Source organism: Rhizobium sp. ZW T2_16 (assembly GCF_044987325.1).
GTDB lineage: Bacteria > Pseudomonadota > Alphaproteobacteria > Rhizobiales > Rhizobiaceae > Neorhizobium > Neorhizobium cellulosilyticum.
Genome location: NZ_JBJDRG010000003.1, coordinates 155,941 through 174,198, shown reverse-complemented (window position 1 = coordinate 174,198; position 18,258 = coordinate 155,941). Strand labels below are relative to the sequence as shown.

At 59.3% G+C, this 18,258-nt stretch carries 19 protein-coding genes, 1 tRNA gene and 1 riboswitch; of the genes, 10 read left to right on the top strand and 10 right to left on the bottom strand.

What is annotated here, in order from left to right:
- Positions 1-162: 162 nt before the first annotated feature.
- Positions 163-702 (bottom strand): GcrA family cell cycle regulator, encoded by a 540-nt coding sequence (locus ACI3K0_RS10755; RefSeq protein WP_148148312.1) that lies wholly within the window; start codon positions 700-702, stop codon positions 163-165.
- A 404-nt stretch (positions 703-1,106) separates the two neighbouring features.
- Between ACI3K0_RS10755 and ACI3K0_RS10750 the strand changes: the two genes are divergently transcribed.
- The 3 genes from ACI3K0_RS10750 (at position 1,107) to ACI3K0_RS10740 (ending at position 4,449) form a co-directional block, all read left to right on the top strand.
- Positions 1,107-2,303 (top strand): aspartate aminotransferase family protein, encoded by a 1,197-nt coding sequence (locus ACI3K0_RS10750; RefSeq protein ID WP_404945321.1) that lies wholly within the window; start codon positions 1,107-1,109, stop codon positions 2,301-2,303.
- A 50-nt stretch (positions 2,304-2,353) separates the two neighbouring features.
- Positions 2,354-3,271, top strand: a complete 918-nt coding sequence (gene argF / locus ACI3K0_RS10745; protein ID WP_183823470.1) for an ornithine carbamoyltransferase — start codon at positions 2,354-2,356, stop codon at positions 3,269-3,271.
- 191 nt (positions 3,272-3,462) lie between these two features.
- Entirely contained in the window at positions 3,463-4,449 is a 987-nt protein-coding gene (locus ACI3K0_RS10740) for an Hsp33 family molecular chaperone (RefSeq protein WP_183823468.1), read from the top strand.
- Between the two features lie 10 nt (positions 4,450-4,459).
- Here ACI3K0_RS10740 and apaG read toward each other — a convergent pair whose 3' ends face one another.
- Both apaG and ACI3K0_RS10730 read right to left on the bottom strand, forming a co-directional pair.
- Positions 4,460-4,852: a Co2+/Mg2+ efflux protein ApaG gene (gene apaG, locus ACI3K0_RS10735; RefSeq protein ID WP_112458352.1), complete on the bottom strand. Its 393-nt coding sequence runs from the start codon at positions 4,850-4,852 to the stop codon at positions 4,460-4,462.
- 219 nt (positions 4,853-5,071) lie between these two features.
- On the bottom strand, positions 5,072-6,250 hold the full coding sequence (locus tag ACI3K0_RS10730; RefSeq protein ID WP_183823466.1) for an O-succinylhomoserine sulfhydrylase: 1,179 nt from the start codon (positions 6,248-6,250) through the stop codon (positions 5,072-5,074).
- A gap of 47 nt (positions 6,251-6,297) precedes the next feature.
- Positions 6,298-6,375, bottom strand: a riboswitch (SAM riboswitch).
- A gap of 77 nt (positions 6,376-6,452) precedes the next feature.
- Here ACI3K0_RS10730 and ACI3K0_RS10725 point away from each other — a divergent pair.
- Positions 6,453-7,544: a 2'-deoxycytidine 5'-triphosphate deaminase gene (locus tag ACI3K0_RS10725; RefSeq protein ID WP_183823464.1), complete on the top strand. Its 1,092-nt coding sequence runs from the start codon at positions 6,453-6,455 to the stop codon at positions 7,542-7,544.
- Between the two features lie 120 nt (positions 7,545-7,664).
- Positions 7,665-7,738 (top strand) — tRNA-Gly (locus tag ACI3K0_RS10720).
- Between the two features lie 216 nt (positions 7,739-7,954).
- On the opposite strand, the gene ACI3K0_RS10715 is transcribed toward ACI3K0_RS10720, so the two are convergent.
- The gene (locus ACI3K0_RS10715) at positions 7,955-8,155 is read right to left on the bottom strand and encodes a KTSC domain-containing protein (RefSeq protein WP_183823462.1); all 201 of its coding nucleotides are present in this window, start codon (positions 8,153-8,155) and stop codon (positions 7,955-7,957) included.
- 341 nt (positions 8,156-8,496) lie between these two features.
- Between ACI3K0_RS10715 and ACI3K0_RS10710 the strand changes: the two genes are divergently transcribed.
- Entirely contained in the window at positions 8,497-9,549 is a 1,053-nt protein-coding gene (locus tag ACI3K0_RS10710) for a glycoside hydrolase family 5 protein (RefSeq protein WP_183823460.1), read from the top strand.
- Positions 9,550-9,599: 50 nt separating this feature from the next.
- Here ACI3K0_RS10710 and ACI3K0_RS10705 read toward each other — a convergent pair whose 3' ends face one another.
- Positions 9,600-11,549: a glycosyltransferase family 2 protein gene (locus ACI3K0_RS10705; protein ID WP_183823458.1), complete on the bottom strand. Its 1,950-nt coding sequence runs from the start codon at positions 11,547-11,549 to the stop codon at positions 9,600-9,602.
- A 68-nt stretch (positions 11,550-11,617) separates the two neighbouring features.
- Between ACI3K0_RS10705 and ACI3K0_RS10700 the strand changes: the two genes are divergently transcribed.
- Positions 11,618-12,505, top strand: coding sequence for a transporter substrate-binding domain-containing protein (locus ACI3K0_RS10700; RefSeq protein WP_404945320.1), 888 nt, complete (start codon positions 11,618-11,620; stop codon positions 12,503-12,505).
- A 45-nt stretch (positions 12,506-12,550) separates the two neighbouring features.
- Here the strand turns inward: ACI3K0_RS10700 and ACI3K0_RS10695 are convergent, their stop codons facing one another.
- The 3 genes from ACI3K0_RS10695 to ACI3K0_RS10685 all read right to left on the bottom strand — a co-directional run bounded on the left by ACI3K0_RS10695 (position 12,551) and on the right by ACI3K0_RS10685 (position 14,668).
- Positions 12,551-13,213 carry a helix-turn-helix transcriptional regulator gene (locus ACI3K0_RS10695; protein ID WP_183823456.1) on the bottom strand — a complete coding sequence of 221 codons (663 nt, stop codon included), beginning with the start codon at positions 13,211-13,213 and terminating at the stop codon, positions 12,551-12,553.
- A 199-nt stretch (positions 13,214-13,412) separates the two neighbouring features.
- Positions 13,413-14,060 carry a response regulator transcription factor gene (locus ACI3K0_RS10690; RefSeq protein ID WP_183823454.1) on the bottom strand — a complete coding sequence of 216 codons (648 nt, stop codon included), beginning with the start codon at positions 14,058-14,060 and terminating at the stop codon, positions 13,413-13,415.
- 197 nt (positions 14,061-14,257) lie between these two features.
- Positions 14,258-14,668: a hypothetical protein gene (locus ACI3K0_RS10685; RefSeq protein ID WP_183823452.1), complete on the bottom strand. Its 411-nt coding sequence runs from the start codon at positions 14,666-14,668 to the stop codon at positions 14,258-14,260.
- Between the two features lie 131 nt (positions 14,669-14,799).
- Between ACI3K0_RS10685 and ACI3K0_RS10680 the strand changes: the two genes are divergently transcribed.
- Together ACI3K0_RS10680 and ACI3K0_RS10675 are read left to right on the top strand one after the other, a co-directional pair.
- Positions 14,800-15,147: a DUF952 domain-containing protein gene (locus ACI3K0_RS10680; protein ID WP_183823450.1), complete on the top strand. Its 348-nt coding sequence runs from the start codon at positions 14,800-14,802 to the stop codon at positions 15,145-15,147.
- On the top strand, positions 15,144-16,235 hold the full coding sequence (locus ACI3K0_RS10675; protein ID WP_183823447.1) for a quinone-dependent dihydroorotate dehydrogenase: 1,092 nt from the start codon (positions 15,144-15,146) through the stop codon (positions 16,233-16,235). The genes ACI3K0_RS10680 and ACI3K0_RS10675 overlap by 4 nt, the downstream gene beginning before the upstream one ends.
- On the opposite strand, the gene ACI3K0_RS10670 is transcribed toward ACI3K0_RS10675, so the two are convergent.
- Positions 16,236-16,721, bottom strand: coding sequence for a CAP domain-containing protein (locus ACI3K0_RS10670; RefSeq protein ID WP_183823445.1), 486 nt, complete (start codon positions 16,719-16,721; stop codon positions 16,236-16,238).
- Complete coding sequence (locus tag ACI3K0_RS10665; RefSeq protein ID WP_183823443.1) at positions 16,721-16,987, bottom strand: DUF6460 domain-containing protein; 267 nt, start codon at positions 16,985-16,987, stop codon at positions 16,721-16,723. The genes ACI3K0_RS10670 and ACI3K0_RS10665 overlap by 1 nt, the downstream gene beginning before the upstream one ends.
- A 142-nt stretch (positions 16,988-17,129) precedes the next feature.
- Between ACI3K0_RS10665 and ACI3K0_RS10660 the strand changes: the two genes are divergently transcribed.
- A complete protein-coding gene (locus ACI3K0_RS10660; protein WP_404945376.1) occupies positions 17,130-18,059 on the top strand; it encodes a methyltransferase in 930 nt (309 codons plus the stop codon).
- Positions 18,060-18,258: the final 199 nt, after the last annotated feature.

Genomic DNA, 18,258 nt, shown 5'->3' with positions numbered 1-18,258 from the left:
CAATGCCCATTCTGGGGGAGGTCGTCCTCACGCCTTTTCAGATAGGTGTTTGTGGCGCAGGAGGCAAGGCGCAGGCGGGCAAGGCTGCCTTGCAGAACCCGCAGCACGGCAAACAAAAAAGCGGGCCGAAGCCCGCTTGATCGTTGTTTATGGTGCCGAACTTTACGCCCGTGCAGCGCTCGGACGGCGGCGCTCGTTGACCGGCTGGTAGGCGAGCTTCGCATGGTAGGTGCAGTAAGGCGAATTATCCGGGGACTCACAGCCACAGAAGTGGAAATCGTCCGTCAGCGGATCGCCGACGGGCCACTTGCAGGTGCGTTCGGTCAATTCGGTCAGCGCCAGCTTGCGGGAAATCGGCAGGACAACGTTGGAAGCGGGACGGTAGACCAGTTCCTGCGAAGCCTCGAACTCGACCTCTTCCTTGAGCGCGGTTGCGCCGACCGGACGGGCGACCGGGCGTGCTGCCGGACGGGTGGCGAATGTCTGCTGGGGACGGGAAGTAGTTGCTGCTGGGCGCTTTGCCGTACGGTTCGTCGCGATTGTGCCGCCCGCCTTTGCGCGGCCCGGCAGGTTGAGGCGATGGACCTTGCCGATCACGGCATTGCGGCTTACGCCTCCAAGTTGTGCGGCGATCTGGCTGGCGCTCAAGCCTTCCGACCACAACCTTTTCAGTTTTTCAACGCGCTCGTCCGTCCAGTTCATGCCCGTTCTCCGCCTTTGAACGTTGGTGGCATGCAGAATCCCTCACCAATGTCGCGCGATACATCTCGCAACAGGCACTATATCTATGCTTTTGGTGACTAGTTCCGCCGCATGCAGTCTAGTAATTGATCTTTAACCTAGAGGTCCGCAGACTCCGTGACAAGAGTCCCCGGAATCGCCACGAATCGATTTCCCGGTTTTCCCCAACTTGCTTTCCGGGAGAGTCATTTTTGTCACAGCTGTCGGCAGGGTTGCGTCCTTGCAGCAAAATGCCTTGAAGCCCCAGATTTCCGTGAGTTTTATTGACATCACATGGATGAGTGGCGATAGTGCCGCGGCCGCCCCGAGGGCGGCATTTTGATTTTTTGAATATCCGCAATCGGATGCATTAGGAGTGAGCCGCCATGGCTGAATCTGCGCTTTTCGACACCTTTGCCCGGGCCCCGCTGCGCTTTGAGCGTGGCGAAGGCGTTTGGCTTGTGACGGAAAGCGGCGAGCGATATCTCGACTTCGGTGCGGGTGTCGCTGTCACGTCCTGCGGCCATGCCAATCCGCATCTGGTCGAAGCGCTGAAATCGCAGGCCGAGAAGGTCTGGCATCTGTCCAATCTTTATGAAATCCCGGAGCAGGAGCGCTTGGCGCGCCGTCTGGTCGACGCAACCTTTGCGGACAAGGCCTTCTTCACCAATTCGGGTGCGGAAGCGCTGGAATGCGCAATCAAGACGGCCCGCCGTTATCACTATTCCAAGGGGCACCTGGAAAAGTTCCATATCATCACCTTTGAAGGTGCCTTCCACGGCCGGACGATCGCAACGATCGCAGCCGGCGGCCAGGAAAAATATATGGAAGGCTTCGGCCCCAAGGCTCAGGGTTTTGATCAGGTGCCCTTCGGTGATCTCGATGCGCTGAACGCTGCGATCAACGAGAACACCGGCGCTCTGTTGATCGAGCCGATCCAGGGCGAGGGCGGTGTGCGTCCGGTTCCGAAGGAATTCATGCGCGAGCTGCGCCGCATCTGCGACGAAAAGGGTCTTCTTTTGATCCTCGACGAAGTTCAGACCGGCGTCGGCCGTACCGGCAAGCTCTTTGCCCATGAATGGGCCGGCATCACCCCTGACATCATGGCGATCGCCAAGGGTATTGGCGGCGGCTTCCCGTTCGGCGCATGCCTTGCAACGGCAGAAGCCGCATCCGGCATGAAGCCCGGCATCCACGGCACCACCTATGGTGGCAACCCGCTGGCCATGGCCTGTGGCAATGCGGTGCTTGATATCGTGCTCGCCGACGGTTTCCTGGAAAACGTTCGCGATGTCGCACTCGTCTTCCGTCAGGGCCTTGCTGCGCTCAAGGATCGTTTCCCGACCGTGATCGAGGATATTCGCGGCGAGGGCCTGTTGCTCGGCATCAAGGCAAAGGTGCCGGCCGGCGACCTGATCTCCGGAATGCGCGATCAGCATATGCTGGCCGTCATGGCAGGCGATAACGTCGTCCGCATTCTGCCGCCGCTTGTCGTCACCGCCGAGGAAGCGCGCGAAGGTCTTCGCCGTATCGAGCGTGCTGCCGAAACGCTGTCGGCTGACCAGCTGAAGAAATCCGCTTAAGAATACGTAGAGAGGGCGCCTTCCGGTTCCCTCCGTTAGGGAACAAGGTAATGGCATCTCCCAAGCATTTTCTCGATCTTTCCGCTGTGTCGGCGGGTGACCTGCGCTCCATCCTCGATGATGCAAAGGTGCGAAAGCTGGCAACCAAAGCCGGCACGGCTGACAAGCCGCTGGCCGGCAAGATGCTGGCCATGATTTTCGAGAAGCCGTCCACCCGCACCCGCGTCTCCTTCGATGTGGGCATGCGCCAGCTCGGCGGCGAGACGCTGTTCCTGTCGGGTACCGAGATGCAGCTCGGCCGCGCCGAGACGATCGGCGACACCGCCAAGGTTCTGTCGCGTTATGTCGACGCGATCATGATCCGCACCACCGATCACAAGCGCCTTCTGGAACTGGCCGAACATGCCACCGTGCCGGTCATCAATGCGCTGACAGACGACACCCATCCCTGCCAGATCATGGCCGACCTGATGACCTTCGAGGAACATCGCGGTCCCGTCGCCGGCAAGACGATTGCCTGGACGGGCGACGGCAATAACGTGCTGCATTCGCTCGTCGAAGGTTCGGCCCGTTTCGGTTACCGCATGAATATGGCCGTTCCGATGGGTTCCGAGCCGCATGACAAGTTCTTGAACTGGGCGCGCAACAACGGCGGCGAGATCATGCTCACCCACGATGTCGAGCGCGCGGTTGCCGGCGCCGATGTCGTGGTCACGGATACCTGGGTTTCGATGAACCAGGAACACAAGGCGCGCGGCCACAACATCTTCCAGCCCTATCAGGTCAATGAAGCGCTGATGAAGCAGGCCAAGGCCGATGCGCTGTTCATGCACTGCCTGCCGGCCCATCGTGGCGAGGAAGTCACCGACGCCGTGATCGATGGCCCGCAGTCGGTCGTCTTCGACGAGGCTGAAAACCGCCTCCACGCCCAGAAGTCCATTCTGGCCTGGTGCTTCGGCGCGATCTGAGCCTGTCTTCTGGCTCTTGAATTGGCTTGAAGCCGGCACCATTTGTCGGCTTTCAAACGCGCAGTGCCTGGTGCCGGCGCTTCAACAGACATCCCCGACATTTTCGAGCGGCCCAGCGGTTCCGCTTGCCGGCCTGTTTGTGTAAAGGTCGGGGACAAGGCCCGAGACGATCGGTGTGAAGGAGTAAGATGATGGCGGAAGCAACCGTGGAACTGAAGGACCTCCACTTTGCCGGAGACGACAGGGTTGTTCCCTTCCAGGTCGAGGGCCTGGATGTTCGTGGCCGTGCGGTGCAGCTTGGGCCGCTTCTCAACACCATTCTGGGTCGCCATGATTATCCGGCTCCGGTTGCAAGGCTGCTTGCAGAAGCACTGGTGCTGACGGCATTGCTCGGTACTTCGCTGAAATTTGATGGCAAGTTCACAGTTCAGACCAAGGGCGACGGACCCGTCGATCTTCTCGTGGCTGATTTCTCCACGCCGGATGCGCTTCGCGCCTATGCCCGTTACGACGAGGATGCACTGGCTGCTGCCGTCAAGGATGGCAAGACCTCGCCGCCGGAGCTTCTTGGTCAGGGCGTACTCGCCTTCACCATCGATCAGGGCAAGGGCATGCAGCCCTATCAGGGCATCGTGCCGATGGACGGCTCGTCTCTGGAAGAGATTGCCGGCGTCTATTTCCGTCAGTCGGAACAGATACCGACCCGTGTCCGTCTTGCCGTGGCCGAGCTTTTCGACCGCGATGAGGACGGCAAGCCGCGTCATAATTGGCGGGCAGGCGGTCTGGTCGCCCAGTTCCTACCCCAGGCGCCGGAGCGCATGCGTCATCCGGATCTCCACGGCGGTGATGGCGACGAACGCGATACCAGCGTCACCGATGATGCCTGGGATGAAGCCCGTTCGCTGGTCGAGACGATCGACACTGACGAGCTGACCGATCCGCAGGTCGCGATCGAACGGCTTCTCTATCGCCTGTTCCACGAGCGTGGCGTGCGGGTTTATGAACCGCAGACGGTCTTCGATCGTTGCAGCTGCTCGCGCGACAAGATCAAGGGCGTGCTCGCCGGCTTCACGGCGGAGGAAATCGAGGCAAGCCAGGAAGACGGCCAGATCGCCGTCACCTGCGAATTCTGCTCGACGACCTATCGTTACGAACTGGCGGAATTCGCTCCGGCCTGAGCCGCAGGGCTCAATTCAGCACCCGGTTCAGCCCGGGTGAATCCAGCGAGAAGGCGGGGATGTCGACCTTGAAGACCTCGCCTTCTTCCGTCTGCATGTCGTAATAGCCGAACATCATGCCGGATGGCGTGTCCAGTGGGCAGCCCGATGAATATTCATAGCTGTCGCCCGGCTGCAGGCGCGGCTGTTCTCCGACGACGCCAAGCCCGTCCACTTCGTCGACCAGACCGTTCTGGTCGGTAATATGCCAGTAGCGGTGAACCAGCTTTACCGTATGGATCGAGTGGTTCTCGATAACAATGCGATAGCCCCAGACATAGCGGCTCTCTTCCGGACTGGACTGCTCCTCCAGATAGAACGGCTCGACGGCAACTTCTATGTCTCTTGTCCGGGCGCGATACATGGACAAATACCTCAAAACTACAGCGCCGGATATCGTTTCTTGCACGTCAACCACGCCGTAGAACATGGAATCTACATCCCCGCATATCGTACACACGGCATCGAACGTCAAGAAAACTCGCGGTTTACGCGAGAAACTGTGATCTGTTCTTGGAATTAGGGATAACTGATAGGGTGAATCCGAAAACCGGATTCACCATATCGACGGGCCGAAAAGACCTCAGATAGAAGCCAGAGCCTTGGCAAAATCTTCAAGCAGATCTTCGCCGTCCTCGATGCCGGCCGAGAAGCGCACGGTGCCGGGCGAAATGCCAAGCTCTGCACGCGCCTCGTCGGTGAGGTTCTTGTGCGTCGTTGTTGCTGGATGCGTGATCAGGCTGCGGGTGTCGCCGAGATTGTTGGAGATCGTTACCACGTCCAGCGCGTTCTGCAGCTTGAAGGCAGCTTCCTTGCCGCCCTTCAGCTCGAAGCAGACCAGCGTCGATCCGCCGCTCATCTGCTTGGCGATGATGTCGGCCTGCGGATGGTCCTTGCGGCCCGGATAGATGACCTTGGCGACATGCTTGTGCTCTGCCAGGAAGTCGGCGATCTGCGAGGCGTTGTCCGTCTGCGCCTTGACTCGGATCGGTAGCGTCTCAAGTCCCTTGATCAGCGTCCAGGCGGTAAACGGCGACATGGCCGGACCCGTGTGGCGATAATAATCCTGCAGATGCTCGTCCACCCATTCCTTGTCGGAAAGGATCACGCCGGCAAGGCTGCGGCCCTGGCCGTCGATATGCTTGGTGGCCGAATAGACGACGATGTGGGCGCCGAGTTCCAGCGGCTTCTGGAAAAGCGGCGTGGCGAACACGTTGTCGACCACCACCTTTGCGCCGATCTGGTTGGCAAGCTTTGCCACGCCGGCAATGTCGACGATCTCGAGCGTCGGGTTGGTCGGGCTTTCGAGGAAGAACACCTTGGTATTCTTCTGGATCGCTTTCTCCCAATTGGCGAGATCGCGGCCGTCGATGAGCGTGCATTCGATGCCGTAGCGCGGTGCGAGCGTCTCGACCACCCAACGGCATGAGCCGAACAGCGCGCGGGCTGCAACGATATGATCGCCGGCCTTCAGCTGGCAGAGCAGGGCGGCGGAAACGGCGGCCATGCCGGATGCCGTGGCGCGGGCTTCTTCCGCACCTTCCAGCGCACACATGCGCTTTTCAAACATGTCATTGGTCGGGCTGCCGTAGCGGGCGTAAATGTAACCTTCGGTCTCGCCCTTGAAGCGCGCTTCCGCGGCTTCCGAACTGTCGTAGGCAAAGCCCTGGGTGAGATAGATCGCTTCAGACATTTCGCCATATTGCGAACGCAGCGTACCGCCGTGGACGAGTGTAGTTGCCGGGCGCCATTTGTTTGTCATGCTAGTCCTCAATCCAAAACAAAAAAAACCGGCCGCGAAAGCAGACCGGTTTTAGCAACCCGGTCTTTTTAGCCACTTGTTTAACGTGGCTGCAAGCCGACCGGCAAATCACCACGGGATAAAGCTGGCTTACGCCTCGCATTCGCTTGCGTCAATGCCCTGCATTTGGTTTTGTCACCGCCAAATTTTGAAAGAAACGATCATGGCTCGCGACACGGGAATTCTGGCGGACCGCGCAATTGCGGCGCTCTTCGAAACGGGACGGCTGTTCTCCGAACGGGATCTCGACCGCGATCAGATTCAGCCGGCCAGCTTGGACCTTCGTCTGGGTGCCAAGGCATTTCGCGTGCGCGCCTCCTTCATGCCAGGTCCAAACAGCCTCGTTTCCGATAAGCTCGACCGGTTGAAGCTGCATGTTGTCGATCTGTCGGAGGGCGCGGTTCTGGAAACCGGCTGCGTCTATATCGTGCCGCTGATGGAAAGCCTCGATCTGCCGGCAAATATGTCGGCGTCGGCAAATCCGAAATCCTCGACCGGCCGTCTCGATATCTTCACCCGCGTCATCACTGATCATGCGCAGGAGTTCGACAAGATCCCGGTCGGTTACCGCGGCCCGCTCTATCTCGAAATCTCGCCGCGCACTTTCCCGATCGTCGCCCGACAGGGTTCGCGCCTGTCGCAAATCCGCTTCCGCATCGGCAATGCCCTCCTGTCGGAACCTGAACTCTTGCATCTGCACGAGACCGAAACGCTGGTCGCATCCTCGATGCCGAACGTGTCCGGCGGCGGTATCGCGCTGTCGATCGATCTCAAGGGTGATGCGAATGGCCTGATCGGTTATCGTGGCAAGCATCACACGGCCGTAGTCGATGTCGACAAGAAGGCCCAGCACGATGTTTTCGATTTCTGGGAGCCGCTCTACAGCCGCGGCCGCAACGAGCTGATCCTCGATCCGGATGAGTTCTACATCCTCGTCTCCCGCGAGGCCGTGCATGTGCCGCCGCTTTATGCCGCCGAAATGACCCCTTTCGATCCGCTGGTCGGCGAATTCCGTGTCCATTATGCCGGCTTCTTCGATCCGGGCTTCGGACACGAAGCCGCAGGCGGACGAGGCAGCCGCGCCGTCCTGGAGGTCCGCAGCCACGAGGTGCCCTTCATCCTCGAAGACAGCCAGATTGTCGGACGCCTCGTCTACGAGCATATGCTGCAGGCTCCGGAAGGCCTTTACGGCTCGGGCCTCGGCTCGAACTATCAGGCTCAGGGCCTGAAACTGTCGAAACATTTCCGCGGCTGAGCATCACGCTCGATCCCGGTTGGGCGTTTCGAACCGTATCTGCCCGACCAATCCCGATGCCGCAGACAACCCAGCCGGCCTTGACAGCCGCGATCCGTTGTTGGAAACCTGCACGCGCAAGCGGGTGTAGCTCAATGGTAGAGCAGCAGCTTCCCAAGCTGAATACGAGGGTTCGATTCCCTTCACCCGCTCCAGCCACCTTTCCCGCCAAGGCCAAAGCTGCCTATACCCCTGATGATGAGCCTCCCGGCATAAGACGTCTTTGAAGCCGTATCTTCGGCTTGGGTGAGATGGTTCGTTCTGCTGGCGCAGCCCAATAAGAAGGCCAGTCAACGCGCTTCCGGCAAAGGTCGACTGTCACGAACTTTCACTGATCCACCCGGCAAGCCTGAGGCGGAGCCAACGATTATTCATGGCGTCGGATAGCGGTTGCGGATCGCGCGCATATAGTAGCCACCGGGCGAACTCGCATCACACAGATCGGCGATGACAACGGCGGGAACCTCGCAAAACTCGCGAACCTGCCCGTTGGACATGAATACCGTCATGCGGAACGACATTTCGTCATACTCGACGGAATCGATAAGCTTTGATCTGAGATGGATACGCATGAGTTCCCATCCTGTTTCGCCGGCCTCCCTGCATTGAAAATAGTCGGGCATGCCATCGAGTCAATAATGATGAATTCATCTATCAAGATGTTTGGCAGTGCCTGCATGTGTAGGACTGCGATTGGGAAATGAAATTCAAGTAAAATAAATGATTGTTGTGTTGCGGGTCTGGAAGATCATCGTGACAATACGCGAGGCCGTTTCCATTGGTGTAGTGTGTATATCGGAAATTTGGTTCGACTTTGATTTTTGAGAATACGTGCGGCATCTTTCGCATATTGATGTGATGGATGACGCCAGACAATTCTTACGACGCACGTTATTTCGGGAAAAGGATTTCCATGCAGAAGTTTGCCGCATTCCTTGGTCTCCTCATCGCAATTTTGAGCTTCCCGGTATCGGCTGCTTCGACGAACCTTCTATTCGGGCGTGGCGTCAATCTCGTCGGGAATAACGGTTATTATACCCAGTCCACCACCTGGGCGACCGATGAGGGAATGAAATATTACCTGGGAAAGGGCATGCGCGTTTTCCGACTGGTTTTCGCCTGGGAATGGATTCAGCCAAGGCTCGGCGGAGATCTCGATCCAACCGTGCTTGCGGCGCTTGAACGGGAGGTTGATTTTCTGACGGGTGCTGGGGCCACGGTCATCGTCGATGTACATAACTTCATGCGCCGGGACCTCAATTTCGACAGGCAACCGAAGAACGAGGTCATCATAGGCGAGGCTCAGGAAGTCTCGGCGGCCCATTTCTCTGATCTCTGGGTCAGGCTCGCTATGAAATTCAAGACAAATCCCCGCGTCATGTTCGGCATCATGAATGAGCCGCACGATGTGGACGGCATCAAGCTTGCTGCGACCTACAATACGGTGCTGAAGGATATTCGCGCAACCGGCGCGACCAACACGATCCTATTGGATGGATACGGTTTCGCCCATGACCTGTCCTGGACGGGGCAACCGCTTGGAAAACCGCTCGGGCCGCTCGTCCGTGATCCCGGCAACAATCTGGTCATCGACGTTCACCGTTATCTTGACGACTACAGTGCCGGACAGAAACAGACCTGCAATCCTGGATCAGGTGCCACAGTTCTGGTGGAGTCGACGGAATGGGCGCGCGCCAACAGGATGCGGTTGTTTCTCGGCGAATTCGCGGTGGCCAAGAATGAGGCTTGCTATAAGGAACTGCGAGACCTTCTGGCATATTTTGCCGCCAACTCCGATGTCTGGACCGGCTACACCTGGTTTGGTGTCTATGCCGGACAGAAAGGCTACCATACGCCTGATCAGGGCTTCTGGTATTCGATCGATCCGGGCGGACCCGATGCGCAGGACTTTTCGGGCGCAACGCCGGATGATCCGCGCATGAAGATCCTGCTCGAAGGTCCGTGAGGCCGGTAGAACGTCTGGATGCATTCGACGGAAATTGTCGTCATGCGGTTTCAGTCCGTTGATGTCGGCGCATGCGGTGTCTTGTTCCAGTGGAACGGATTGGTCTTGAGTTCGATCACCGCCCGCCAGGCTGCAGCCGAGATCATCAGCCAGTAGAATGGCACCATCACCCATCGCCAGCCGATCTGCCGCTTTTCATGGTCGATCATCGACCCGACCCCCAATCCCAGGAAGATCAGGTAGCTTCCGAGGATGTTGACGAAATCCATGACGAACAGCGAGACGACACCGAGTGGCAGGTCGTTTTTGGGTGCGTCGAGCATGGCGGATGCCCCGAGCCAGAGGAAAACGAAGATCAAGGGGTGAAGCAATGCCGAGATCAGCATCCCGCCCACCATCAGCTGGAAAGTCACAAAAGCGGGCAGGCCCATCTCCCGCATCAGCCTCGCCGGATCGCGCATCAGCACCAGCCATGTCTGCAGCCAGCCTTTATACCAGCGGGCGCGTTGCGCCATCCAGACGGAAACCTGTACCGGCGCGTCCTCCAGTGTCTGGCAGGTCAACACGTCCGAACGGTAGCCGAGCCGATAGAGGCGCAGCCCCATATCTGCGTCCTCGGTCACATTATATGGATCCCAGCCGCCGACTTTCTTCAATATTTCGGTTTTGAAATGGTTGGACGTTCCTCCGAGCGGCAGGGGCATTCGTCGTCTGGCGAGCATTGGTAATAGGCCCCTGAACAGTGCGGAATATTCAAGCGAGAACAGGGCGCTGAGCGGTGATTTCCGGGCATTGGCAATGATCAGCGGCGCCTGCAGGCAGGCCAGTTCGGGCGGCCCGTTGACAAAGGTTGCGTGCGCTTCGCGCAGTTGCAGGGGGTGCGGCCGGTCTTCCGCGTCATATATGGCCAGAAATTCACCCCGTGCCGAAGAGAGCGCATAGGTAAGTGCCTTTGGCTTGGTTCGCGGACCGATTGGCGGCACAATGACGATTTCGAACTGTGGTCCAGGTTCAAGCGCGGTCAGCGCGGCAATCGTCTCGGCGTCGTCGTCTTCGCAGACGAGCTTGATATCGATGAGTGTATGGGGCCAGTCGAGCCGTTCGAGGCAGGCTATGAGTTGGCCGACGACGGGGGCTTCTCGGTAAAGCGCCACCATGACAGTGTAGCGCGGTAACGGGCCGGCTTTCAGGTTGAACCTGGTAGCAGGGCTCGGCAGATGCATCTTCAAAGCAAGCGCCGTCAGCCGCAGCAATAGCGAAGCAAGATAGGTCAGCGACAGAATGATATGCAGGCTGAGAAGCGTCACGACCGGTATGATGAGGAAGGTCGCGATCGTTCCGGCGACGAACGCACCTGCGAAAAATCCCTGCTTACCCGAAAGCACCGTCCGGGCGGAGAAAGCTGGTTGCCGCTCGAAAAGCCCGTTGGTCGTTTCCTGCCCGCGCCGTCCGGCTCCCGCAGCCCACACCGCCTTGCGAATGGCGCCTGGTGTCGTGATGGCAAGGTTCCGGCCGAGCATGGGCATGGTGGTCAGGGCTGCGGCAAGTTCTGCCAGTCGCGCCGCCTCCGGCACGATGACGGTTTCCGGCGCCCGACTGCGATGAGCAAGCCGGATCATGGTCGGACGTATAAGCTGGCTGTCCAGCGTCATTGCGTCCTGCACAAGACGGGGATCGATCGTGTCGATGAAAGGCAACCGCAGCAACCGCGCGATCGCGCCGTAATAAGCCTCTTCGCGCACCTCGCCGGAGCGCAGCAGCTCGGCCTCGATCGACGTGCCGTGACGCAGCGCCCGCTCGCGCATTCGGGCAATCATCGGCTTGGAGAAACCGAGAGCGGCAAGAACCGCGGCCTCAGCTTCCGGAGGATCCGGATCGGTGTCGCCGCGAAACTCTTGGTCATTGGCCTGCCGGCCCTCTGAACCGCCGTTCGGCAAGCTCGTGGCAGGCTCATCGTCACAGACCGCCGATCCCTGCGGCGGATATTCCCCGAAGCGCATGGTTCTGTTACACCGTCCCCAAGGAGCACCCGATAGGGGCGCTCCTGCCTGACCCGCAGACGATCATAATGAGGCACCGGATGATTACATCCCTAGTTTGGCGGGGGGCGCGCGATCTCTTTGCAGCTTTCGTGATGTTGGTGGCCGCTTTCGCATCACCCGGGACGAGCCTTGCATCCGAAAGCGGAAATCGCCTGCCGCTGATGTTCGACAGCCGCGAACGCGTGGCTCGCCCGGATCTGTCGACGATCGTTCGCCTGCGCATTCTGACAACCGTTGATTTTCCGCCTTTCAACTTCACCGACCAGACGGGACGCCTATCCGGTTTCAACGTCGATCTTGCCCGCGAAATCTGCGCTGAACTGAAGCTCGAGGCCAAATGCCAAATCCAGTCCATACCGTTCGACGAACTGGAAAGGACGTTGGAGGCCAATGGCGGTGAGGCGGTGATGGCGGGCATCGCGGTCAATCAGGACCGGCGGGAGCGTTTTTTGTTCTCCCGCTCCTATATCGGCATCCCGGCGCGTTTTGCCAAAAGCCGCTCGGCCGACGTACCGGGCGACACTGCTGCAGCACTCGCCGGGCGTCGTGTCGGCGTAGTCAAGGAAACCGCACATGAGGCGATGCTCAAGGCATTTTTTCCAGGCATCATCGCCGTGCCGTTCGAAACCGGTGAGGCAATGACTACGGCCTTGAAGGAAAAAAAGATCGACGCCGTTTTTTCCGATGGATTGAGATTGCCCTTCTGGGTCGCCAGCGACGCTTCTGAAAAATGCTGCATGCTTTTCGACGGCCCTTATCTTTCGGAAAAATTCCTGGGCGAGGGCCTGTCCGTCATGGTGCGTCGCACCGACCCGCTTCTGGTCTCGGCCTTCGATCAGGCACTCGCCGAGCTGTCCCGTAACGGCAGGCTGCAGGATCTTTATCTGCGCTATTTTCCAAACGGGTTATATTGAGCTGGGAATTTGTTCCTGTCTCCCGTAACCGAGAAAGCAGGGACCTCACTGGCTCGCCCAGATTATGCGGGCCATCCACTCCACATCGGCAAGATCAAAGGTCCGGTTGGGATGCTCCGGGTTGAGCGACATCACTTCGACGCTTTTCGGGCTCTGGCGTGCCAGCACCTTGGCCATCACTTCACCCTCCTTGGTTTTCAACACGACGCGGTCACCGCGTCTCACCTGCGCCCCCGGCTCGACAATCAGCACGTCACCGTCGCGATAGAGCGGCATCATCGATTCCCCCTGCACTTCGAGCGCATAGACGCCCACCCTGCGTGACGGATCTACGGGAAACTCGACGACATCCCAGCCCTGTCCGGCCGGAAATCCACCATCGTCGAAAAAGCCGCCTGCTCCCGCTTGGGCAAAGCCAAGCAGCGGAATATTGCCGGCCTGCGGCGGAAAATTACCCTCGGGTATCTGGTTGCGGCCGCCAGCGGGCAGATAGCTCATGAATTGGTCGATCGTGGCCCCGGTTGCATCGAGTACTTTCGAGATCGATTCCGTCGAAGGCCAGCGCAGCCGCCCGTCAGGCCCCAGACGCTTTGAACGATTGAACGAGGTAGGATCCAGTCCAGCCCGCCTCGCAAGCCCGGATGGCGTCAGTTGATGACGTTCGGCAAGCCTGTCGATCGCGTTCCATATGGCGTCATGTGACAGCATTTTCGCCCGTGCCCCGGCCTTTACAAGGCTCCAGTCCGCGACCGCTTGAAGAGGGGCGCCATGCAGCCTTCAATCAGAGGTGACGCGCTCACCGATCCCGGCTTCTGCGTCAATGCCAAAGAGCGTCTCCGGCACGCCTGATTTTAGCCGAAGGTCACCTGCACGTAAAGCTCGAAGAGGAATAAAATCCTTTTTCTCCTTACGCCACCATGGCCATGTTGATCTTGCCGAGCTTGATCACAGCCTGGGTCCGGCTGTCGACATTGAGCTTCAGAAGGATTGCCGAGACATGCGCCTTGATCGTCGCTTCCGAGACGCCAAGTTCATAGGCGATCTGCTTGTTGAGCAGGCCTTCGGCAAGCATGGTCAGCACCCTGTTCTGCTGTGGTGTCAGCGTCTTCAGCCGGTCGAGAATTTCGATCAGCATCGGATCGTCCTCCGGCTGGCTGGTGTCGCTGCCGGGTGAGAATATCCCGCCGTCGAGCACGGTCTTTACCGCCATGCGGATGTCGTCGAGTCCGGATGACTTCGGAATGAAGCCGGATGCTCCCAGCTCTATCGACCGGCGCACGGTGCCGCTGTCGTCCGTTGCCGAAACGATGACGATAGGAAGCGCCGAAAACTGCGCCCTCAATGTCATCAGCCCCGAAAACCCGCTGACCCCTGGCATGGCGAGGTCAAGCAGCATCAGGTCGGCATCCGGATGTTCGTCTGCTGCCTTGAGCGCGGCGGAAAACTCGCCGCATTCGATGATGGTTACATCCTCCGCCATGGCCTGAAGCGTCTGCACGAGCGCGCCGCGAAACAGGGGATGATCGTCTGCGATGATGATTTTGAGTGTCTGCATTCCCACGCCTCCTCCCAAAGGCATAGTTGTGCTGAGATTGAAATCCCGGGCCCTCCTCAAGGCCTGCGTCAATTTGTAACGCTGTTGATGAGCCGAAACAAGAGTGGCCTTTGACTGCTGCACATCTTCCGCGAGTAGAAGGCCAACGGATCTGTATCGATTATGCGACAACCCACCATGTCGCGCAGTGATGCACGTCAGGTCCTGTCCGGTTGCGGCGCGGGGTTCGGCTCTCCGGTAAATTCGCGCACGATACCCATGAACGTTCGCATGAAGCGCTCCATGATCGATAGCGACCGATCGACTTCCGCGTCGCTCGGCAATCGTCCGGGCGGTGTCTGGCTGATACGTTCCTCGAGCGCCGTTACGCGTTTTTCCAGGAGGTCGAGTTCCTTCTCATAGGCCGCGCGCTCGTCCGGTGCCATCCGGCAGGTCAACTCGTTGTTTTCCTGTGTGCAGGTGGTGATCGCCCCGGTCTCCGTGTCCAGCCGCACGATGCCCTGGTCCGTCTGCTCCAGCTGGAACCTCTGCTGTGCCTCTGCCCCTGTTGAAACGAGCAAGGCGCCGGTCAGAGAAGCGGCGGCAATGCTGATTGCCGAAATGCGCATTTTGTCTCCTCCGATAGTAATGGACTTTTCGCCGCCTTTGCGGCAAACGATCCGCAACGCCGCTTATCTGCTCTAACGGGTTCGCAGGCCTCAAAGTTCTCACAAGCCCTAAATCTCAATGGAGATGTGTGATGACGGATACCGTTTACAAGATCGTGCCCGAAACCATCTGGCGGGAAGCCAAGGCGAGGGGTGTCTTCGAAGGGGCCGAGATCGACCACCGTGACGGTTATATCCATTTTTCCACCGGCACCCAGGCGCGCGAAACGGCAAGACTGCATTTCGCCGGCGTGACCGGGTTGATGCTGGTCGCGGTGGATTCGCGGCCTCTTGGCGAAGACCTGAAATTCGAGCCGTCCCGTGGCGGCGATCTTTTCCCTCACCTTTATGGCAGCCTGCCGCTTTCGGCGGTGATCTGGGAGATGCCACTCCTGATCGGCGTTGACGGCCAGCATGCCTTTCCGGAGAAAATGCCATGATCGGCCGCCTGGCGGGAATTGCCTCCCGTAGCCTTTTCGTTTTCGATCCTGAAATCGCCCACAACCTGTCGATCACCGCGCTGAAGAGCGGCATCTCGCCGGTCTGTCCGCCAAAGCCCGATCCGCGTCTGGCGCAGACGGTTGCCGGCATCCGCTTCGAAAACCCGGTCGGTCTTGCCGCCGGATATGACAAGAATGCCGAAGTGCCGGATGCGCTTTTGAAGATCGGCTTCGGTTTTACCGAGGTTGGAACGCTGACGCCGAAGCCGCAGGCGGGTAACGACAAGCCGCGGCTCTTCCGCCTGGTCGAGGATCGCGCCGTTATCAACCGCTTCGGCTTCAACAATCGGGGCCATGACGCAGTTTTCGCGCGCCTCAGCGCCCGTGGCAACGCAAAGGGCATCGTTGGGGTCAATATCGGCGCCAACAAGGACAGCGCCGATCGCATCGCCGATTACGTTCTGGGCATCCGGCGTTTCTATTCGCTGGCGACCTACTTCACCGTCAACATTTCCTCGCCCAATACACCCGGCCTGCGTGACCTGCAGGCGCGTGAAAGCCTGGCGGCGCTTCTTTCCGCCGTGCTTGCTGCCCGCAATGAAGAGGCGGACCGTGCCGGAAAACGCCTGCCGGTCTTCCTGAAGATCGCCCCGGACCTGACAGAAGAAGGTCTCGATGATGTAGCCGCCGAAGCGCTGGCTCATGATCTTGACGGCCTGATCGTCTCGAATACCACGCTTTCGCGCGAAGGCCTGAAGGATCAGGATCAGGCGAAACAGGCCGGCGGCATGTCCGGTGCTCCGCTATTCGCCAAGTCGACGGCGGTGCTTGCCCGCATACGCAAGCGCATCGGTCCGGATATGCCGATCATCGGTGTCGGTGGTGTGGGAAGCGCCGAGAATGCAGCGGAAAAGATCCGCGCCGGTGCCGATCTGGTGCAGGTCTATTCCTGCATGGTCTATGAGGGTCCGGCTCTTCCGGGCGATATCAACCGCGGTCTATCGAAATTGCTCGATCGCGACGGCATCGCTTCGATACGGGATCTGCGCGATACCCGCGTCGATCACTGGGCCTCGCAGCCGATCTGATCAGCCGGAAAGGACCATGGCCCAATAGGGCCTGCCGTCCTTGGACGGCGCCATGGCGACGCCCAGCCCGCGATAGTTCCCGAGCATGTTTTCCAGATGCTTGGGACTGTCGATCCAGGCCTGCACGGCGGCTTCCACCGATCTCTGCCCGGCCGCGATGTTTTCAGCTGCCGGCAGCGCCACGTCGCTCTTTTTCATCCGTGCGCCGAAATCGTCGCCGAAGCCGATCAGGTGCTTCATCTCTTCGGCCTTCGCCATCCGGATCGCCTGGATACCTGCTGCCTTGCGAGCCGATGTATCGAGCGAAAGTGCCGAAAGTCCTTTGGCGGCGCGCAGCTTGTTGACCATGGGCAGCGCTGCAACCGTGTCATCCTGCGAGCCGGGCGTCGGCGTCATCACAGCGGTGGTGGAACAGCCGGCCAGCGCGAGGCTCATGCCGGAGAGAACGAGAAAGCCCCGTCGCGAAGTGTTGAGCGAAACAGTCATTAGCGGCGATAGCTTATCAGGCGAAGAACGACGAAAACCGGGATGACCACGATCGCGCCGAGAAGCAGGTAATTGCCGATGTCGCCCAGCGCATCGAATCCGTTATGCAGGATATCGTAGAAATGGTAGCGCAGGCTGCCGATGATATTGTTCGGCGTGTAGCCGAAAAAGGCGAGCACGAAACCGACGATCAGGCAGACCACGATCAGCTTGATGATCGTCCGGCCGATCGAGTCGCCGAGAAACCTGTTCACACCATCCGCCATTCTTGACCGTCTCCGTTGCTTCAAAATGCCATAGCTGCGGCGACAAGCGCCTGCAACCGTCAGATAAGCATTCATCTTCGCCTCTCAAATAGAACTTGAGTTTTTTTGTGGCTTCGGCGATGAGCGGCATGATTTCAGGACAATATCGATGAGCCAGTTCTCTTCCGGCGATGTGATCGCCGACCGTCGTGCCGATTACGCTCGCATGCTGGCGGAAGGTCGCGACTTCGCTGCCGCTGCCGAACTGATGGAACAGGCGCTGGAACTGGCGCCCGGCTGGGCCGCAGGCTGGTTCCGTTTGGGTGAATATCGCGAGAAGGCGGAGCTGGAGACGGCGGAAGACGCCTATCGTCGCGCGCTGGAACTCGAACCCGAAGACGTGTTCGGCGCAACGTTGAAACTGGCTGTCATCGGCGCCGAGGAAGCGCCGGATCAACCACCGAGCCGCTATGTCGAAAGTCTGTTCGATGAATATGCCGAGCGCTTCGACACAGCCCTGGTCGAAAAGCTCGATTATTCCGTCCCCGGCAAGCTCGCCGCACTCGTGCTTCCCCATGCACCCTTCGCCCTGACGGTCGATCTTGGCTGCGGCACAGGGCTTTTCGGCGCGGAGATCAAAGAGCATACGGCACGTCTGGAGGGTTTTGACCTCTCCACCAACATGCTCGCCAAGGCCGAGGAAAAAGCGCTTTACGATCATCTCGGCCAATCCGACCTCAGCCTTTCGGCCGAAGAAAGCGGCCTGTTCGGCCCGGATCTCCCAAAACATCGCGCCGATCTCGTATCTGCCGCCGACGTTCTGATGTATCTCGGCTCGCTGGAAACCGTCTTCCCGCTGGTCGCCGATCTGCTCGCACCCCGAGGCCTGTTCGCCTTCTCGGTGGAGGATGCCGGCGAAGAGGAGGGCTTCGTGCTGCGCGACAGCCTTCGTTACGCCCATTCCGAAGCCCATATCCGGCTGCTGCTCGCCCATCATCGGCTGGAGCTTCTGGAGATCGAGCGCACCACCATTCGCATGGATGCCGGAAAACCGGTCAGGGGCATATTGTTTCTGTCGCGCAAAGCCGCCTGAACCGGCGTTTTCTTGCGATTTTGCCTGGAGCGCTCACGCGTTGTTGATGACGCTTGATGAAGCCGCTATCGCAATGCACAATTGCTGAAAAACCGGCGCGAAACCCGGAACGGATTAAGGGGAACAATTTGGCCGACCAACAGAGCGCGCAGAAGCGCCGGCTGGGCTTTTATAGCCTAGATCCGGCCCGCCACACGAA

Excerpts from the sequence above, each read along its gene's own strand:
- argF (WP_183823470.1), top strand. The coding sequence starts at position 2,354 with ATGGCATCTCCCAAGCATTTTCTCGATCTTTCCGCTGTGTCGGCGGGT.
- apaG (WP_112458352.1), bottom strand. The coding sequence starts at position 4,852 with ATGTATCGCGCCCGGACAAGAGACATAGAAGTTGCCGTCGAGCCGTTC.
- ACI3K0_RS10705 (WP_183823458.1), bottom strand. The coding sequence starts at position 11,549 with ATGCGCTTCGGGGAATATCCGCCGCAGGGATCGGCGGTCTGTGACGAT.
- ACI3K0_RS10730 (WP_183823466.1), bottom strand. The coding sequence starts at position 6,250 with ATGACAAACAAATGGCGCCCGGCAACTACACTCGTCCACGGCGGTACG.
- ACI3K0_RS10755 (WP_148148312.1), bottom strand. The coding sequence starts at position 702 with ATGAACTGGACGGACGAGCGCGTTGAAAAACTGAAAAGGTTGTGGTCG.
- ACI3K0_RS10715 (WP_183823462.1), bottom strand. The coding sequence starts at position 8,155 with ATGCGTATCCATCTCAGATCAAAGCTTATCGATTCCGTCGAGTATGAC.
- ACI3K0_RS10680 (WP_183823450.1), top strand. The coding sequence starts at position 14,800 with ATGACGGATACCGTTTACAAGATCGTGCCCGAAACCATCTGGCGGGAA.
- ACI3K0_RS10750 (WP_404945321.1), top strand. The coding sequence starts at position 1,107 with ATGGCTGAATCTGCGCTTTTCGACACCTTTGCCCGGGCCCCGCTGCGC.
- ACI3K0_RS10670 (WP_183823445.1), bottom strand. The coding sequence starts at position 16,721 with ATGACTGTTTCGCTCAACACTTCGCGACGGGGCTTTCTCGTTCTCTCC.
- ACI3K0_RS10740 (WP_183823468.1), top strand. The coding sequence starts at position 3,463 with ATGGCGGAAGCAACCGTGGAACTGAAGGACCTCCACTTTGCCGGAGAC.
- ACI3K0_RS10685 (WP_183823452.1), bottom strand. The coding sequence starts at position 14,668 with ATGCGCATTTCGGCAATCAGCATTGCCGCCGCTTCTCTGACCGGCGCC.
- ACI3K0_RS10695 (WP_183823456.1), bottom strand. The coding sequence starts at position 13,213 with ATGCTGTCACATGACGCCATATGGAACGCGATCGACAGGCTTGCCGAA.
- ACI3K0_RS10710 (WP_183823460.1), top strand. The coding sequence starts at position 8,497 with ATGCAGAAGTTTGCCGCATTCCTTGGTCTCCTCATCGCAATTTTGAGC.
- ACI3K0_RS10665 (WP_183823443.1), bottom strand. The coding sequence starts at position 16,987 with ATGGCGGATGGTGTGAACAGGTTTCTCGGCGACTCGATCGGCCGGACG.
- ACI3K0_RS10725 (WP_183823464.1), top strand. The coding sequence starts at position 6,453 with ATGGCTCGCGACACGGGAATTCTGGCGGACCGCGCAATTGCGGCGCTC.
- ACI3K0_RS10675 (WP_183823447.1), top strand. The coding sequence starts at position 15,144 with ATGATCGGCCGCCTGGCGGGAATTGCCTCCCGTAGCCTTTTCGTTTTC.
- ACI3K0_RS10700 (WP_404945320.1), top strand. The coding sequence starts at position 11,618 with ATGAGGCACCGGATGATTACATCCCTAGTTTGGCGGGGGGCGCGCGAT.
- ACI3K0_RS10690 (WP_183823454.1), bottom strand. The coding sequence starts at position 14,060 with ATGCAGACACTCAAAATCATCATCGCAGACGATCATCCCCTGTTTCGC.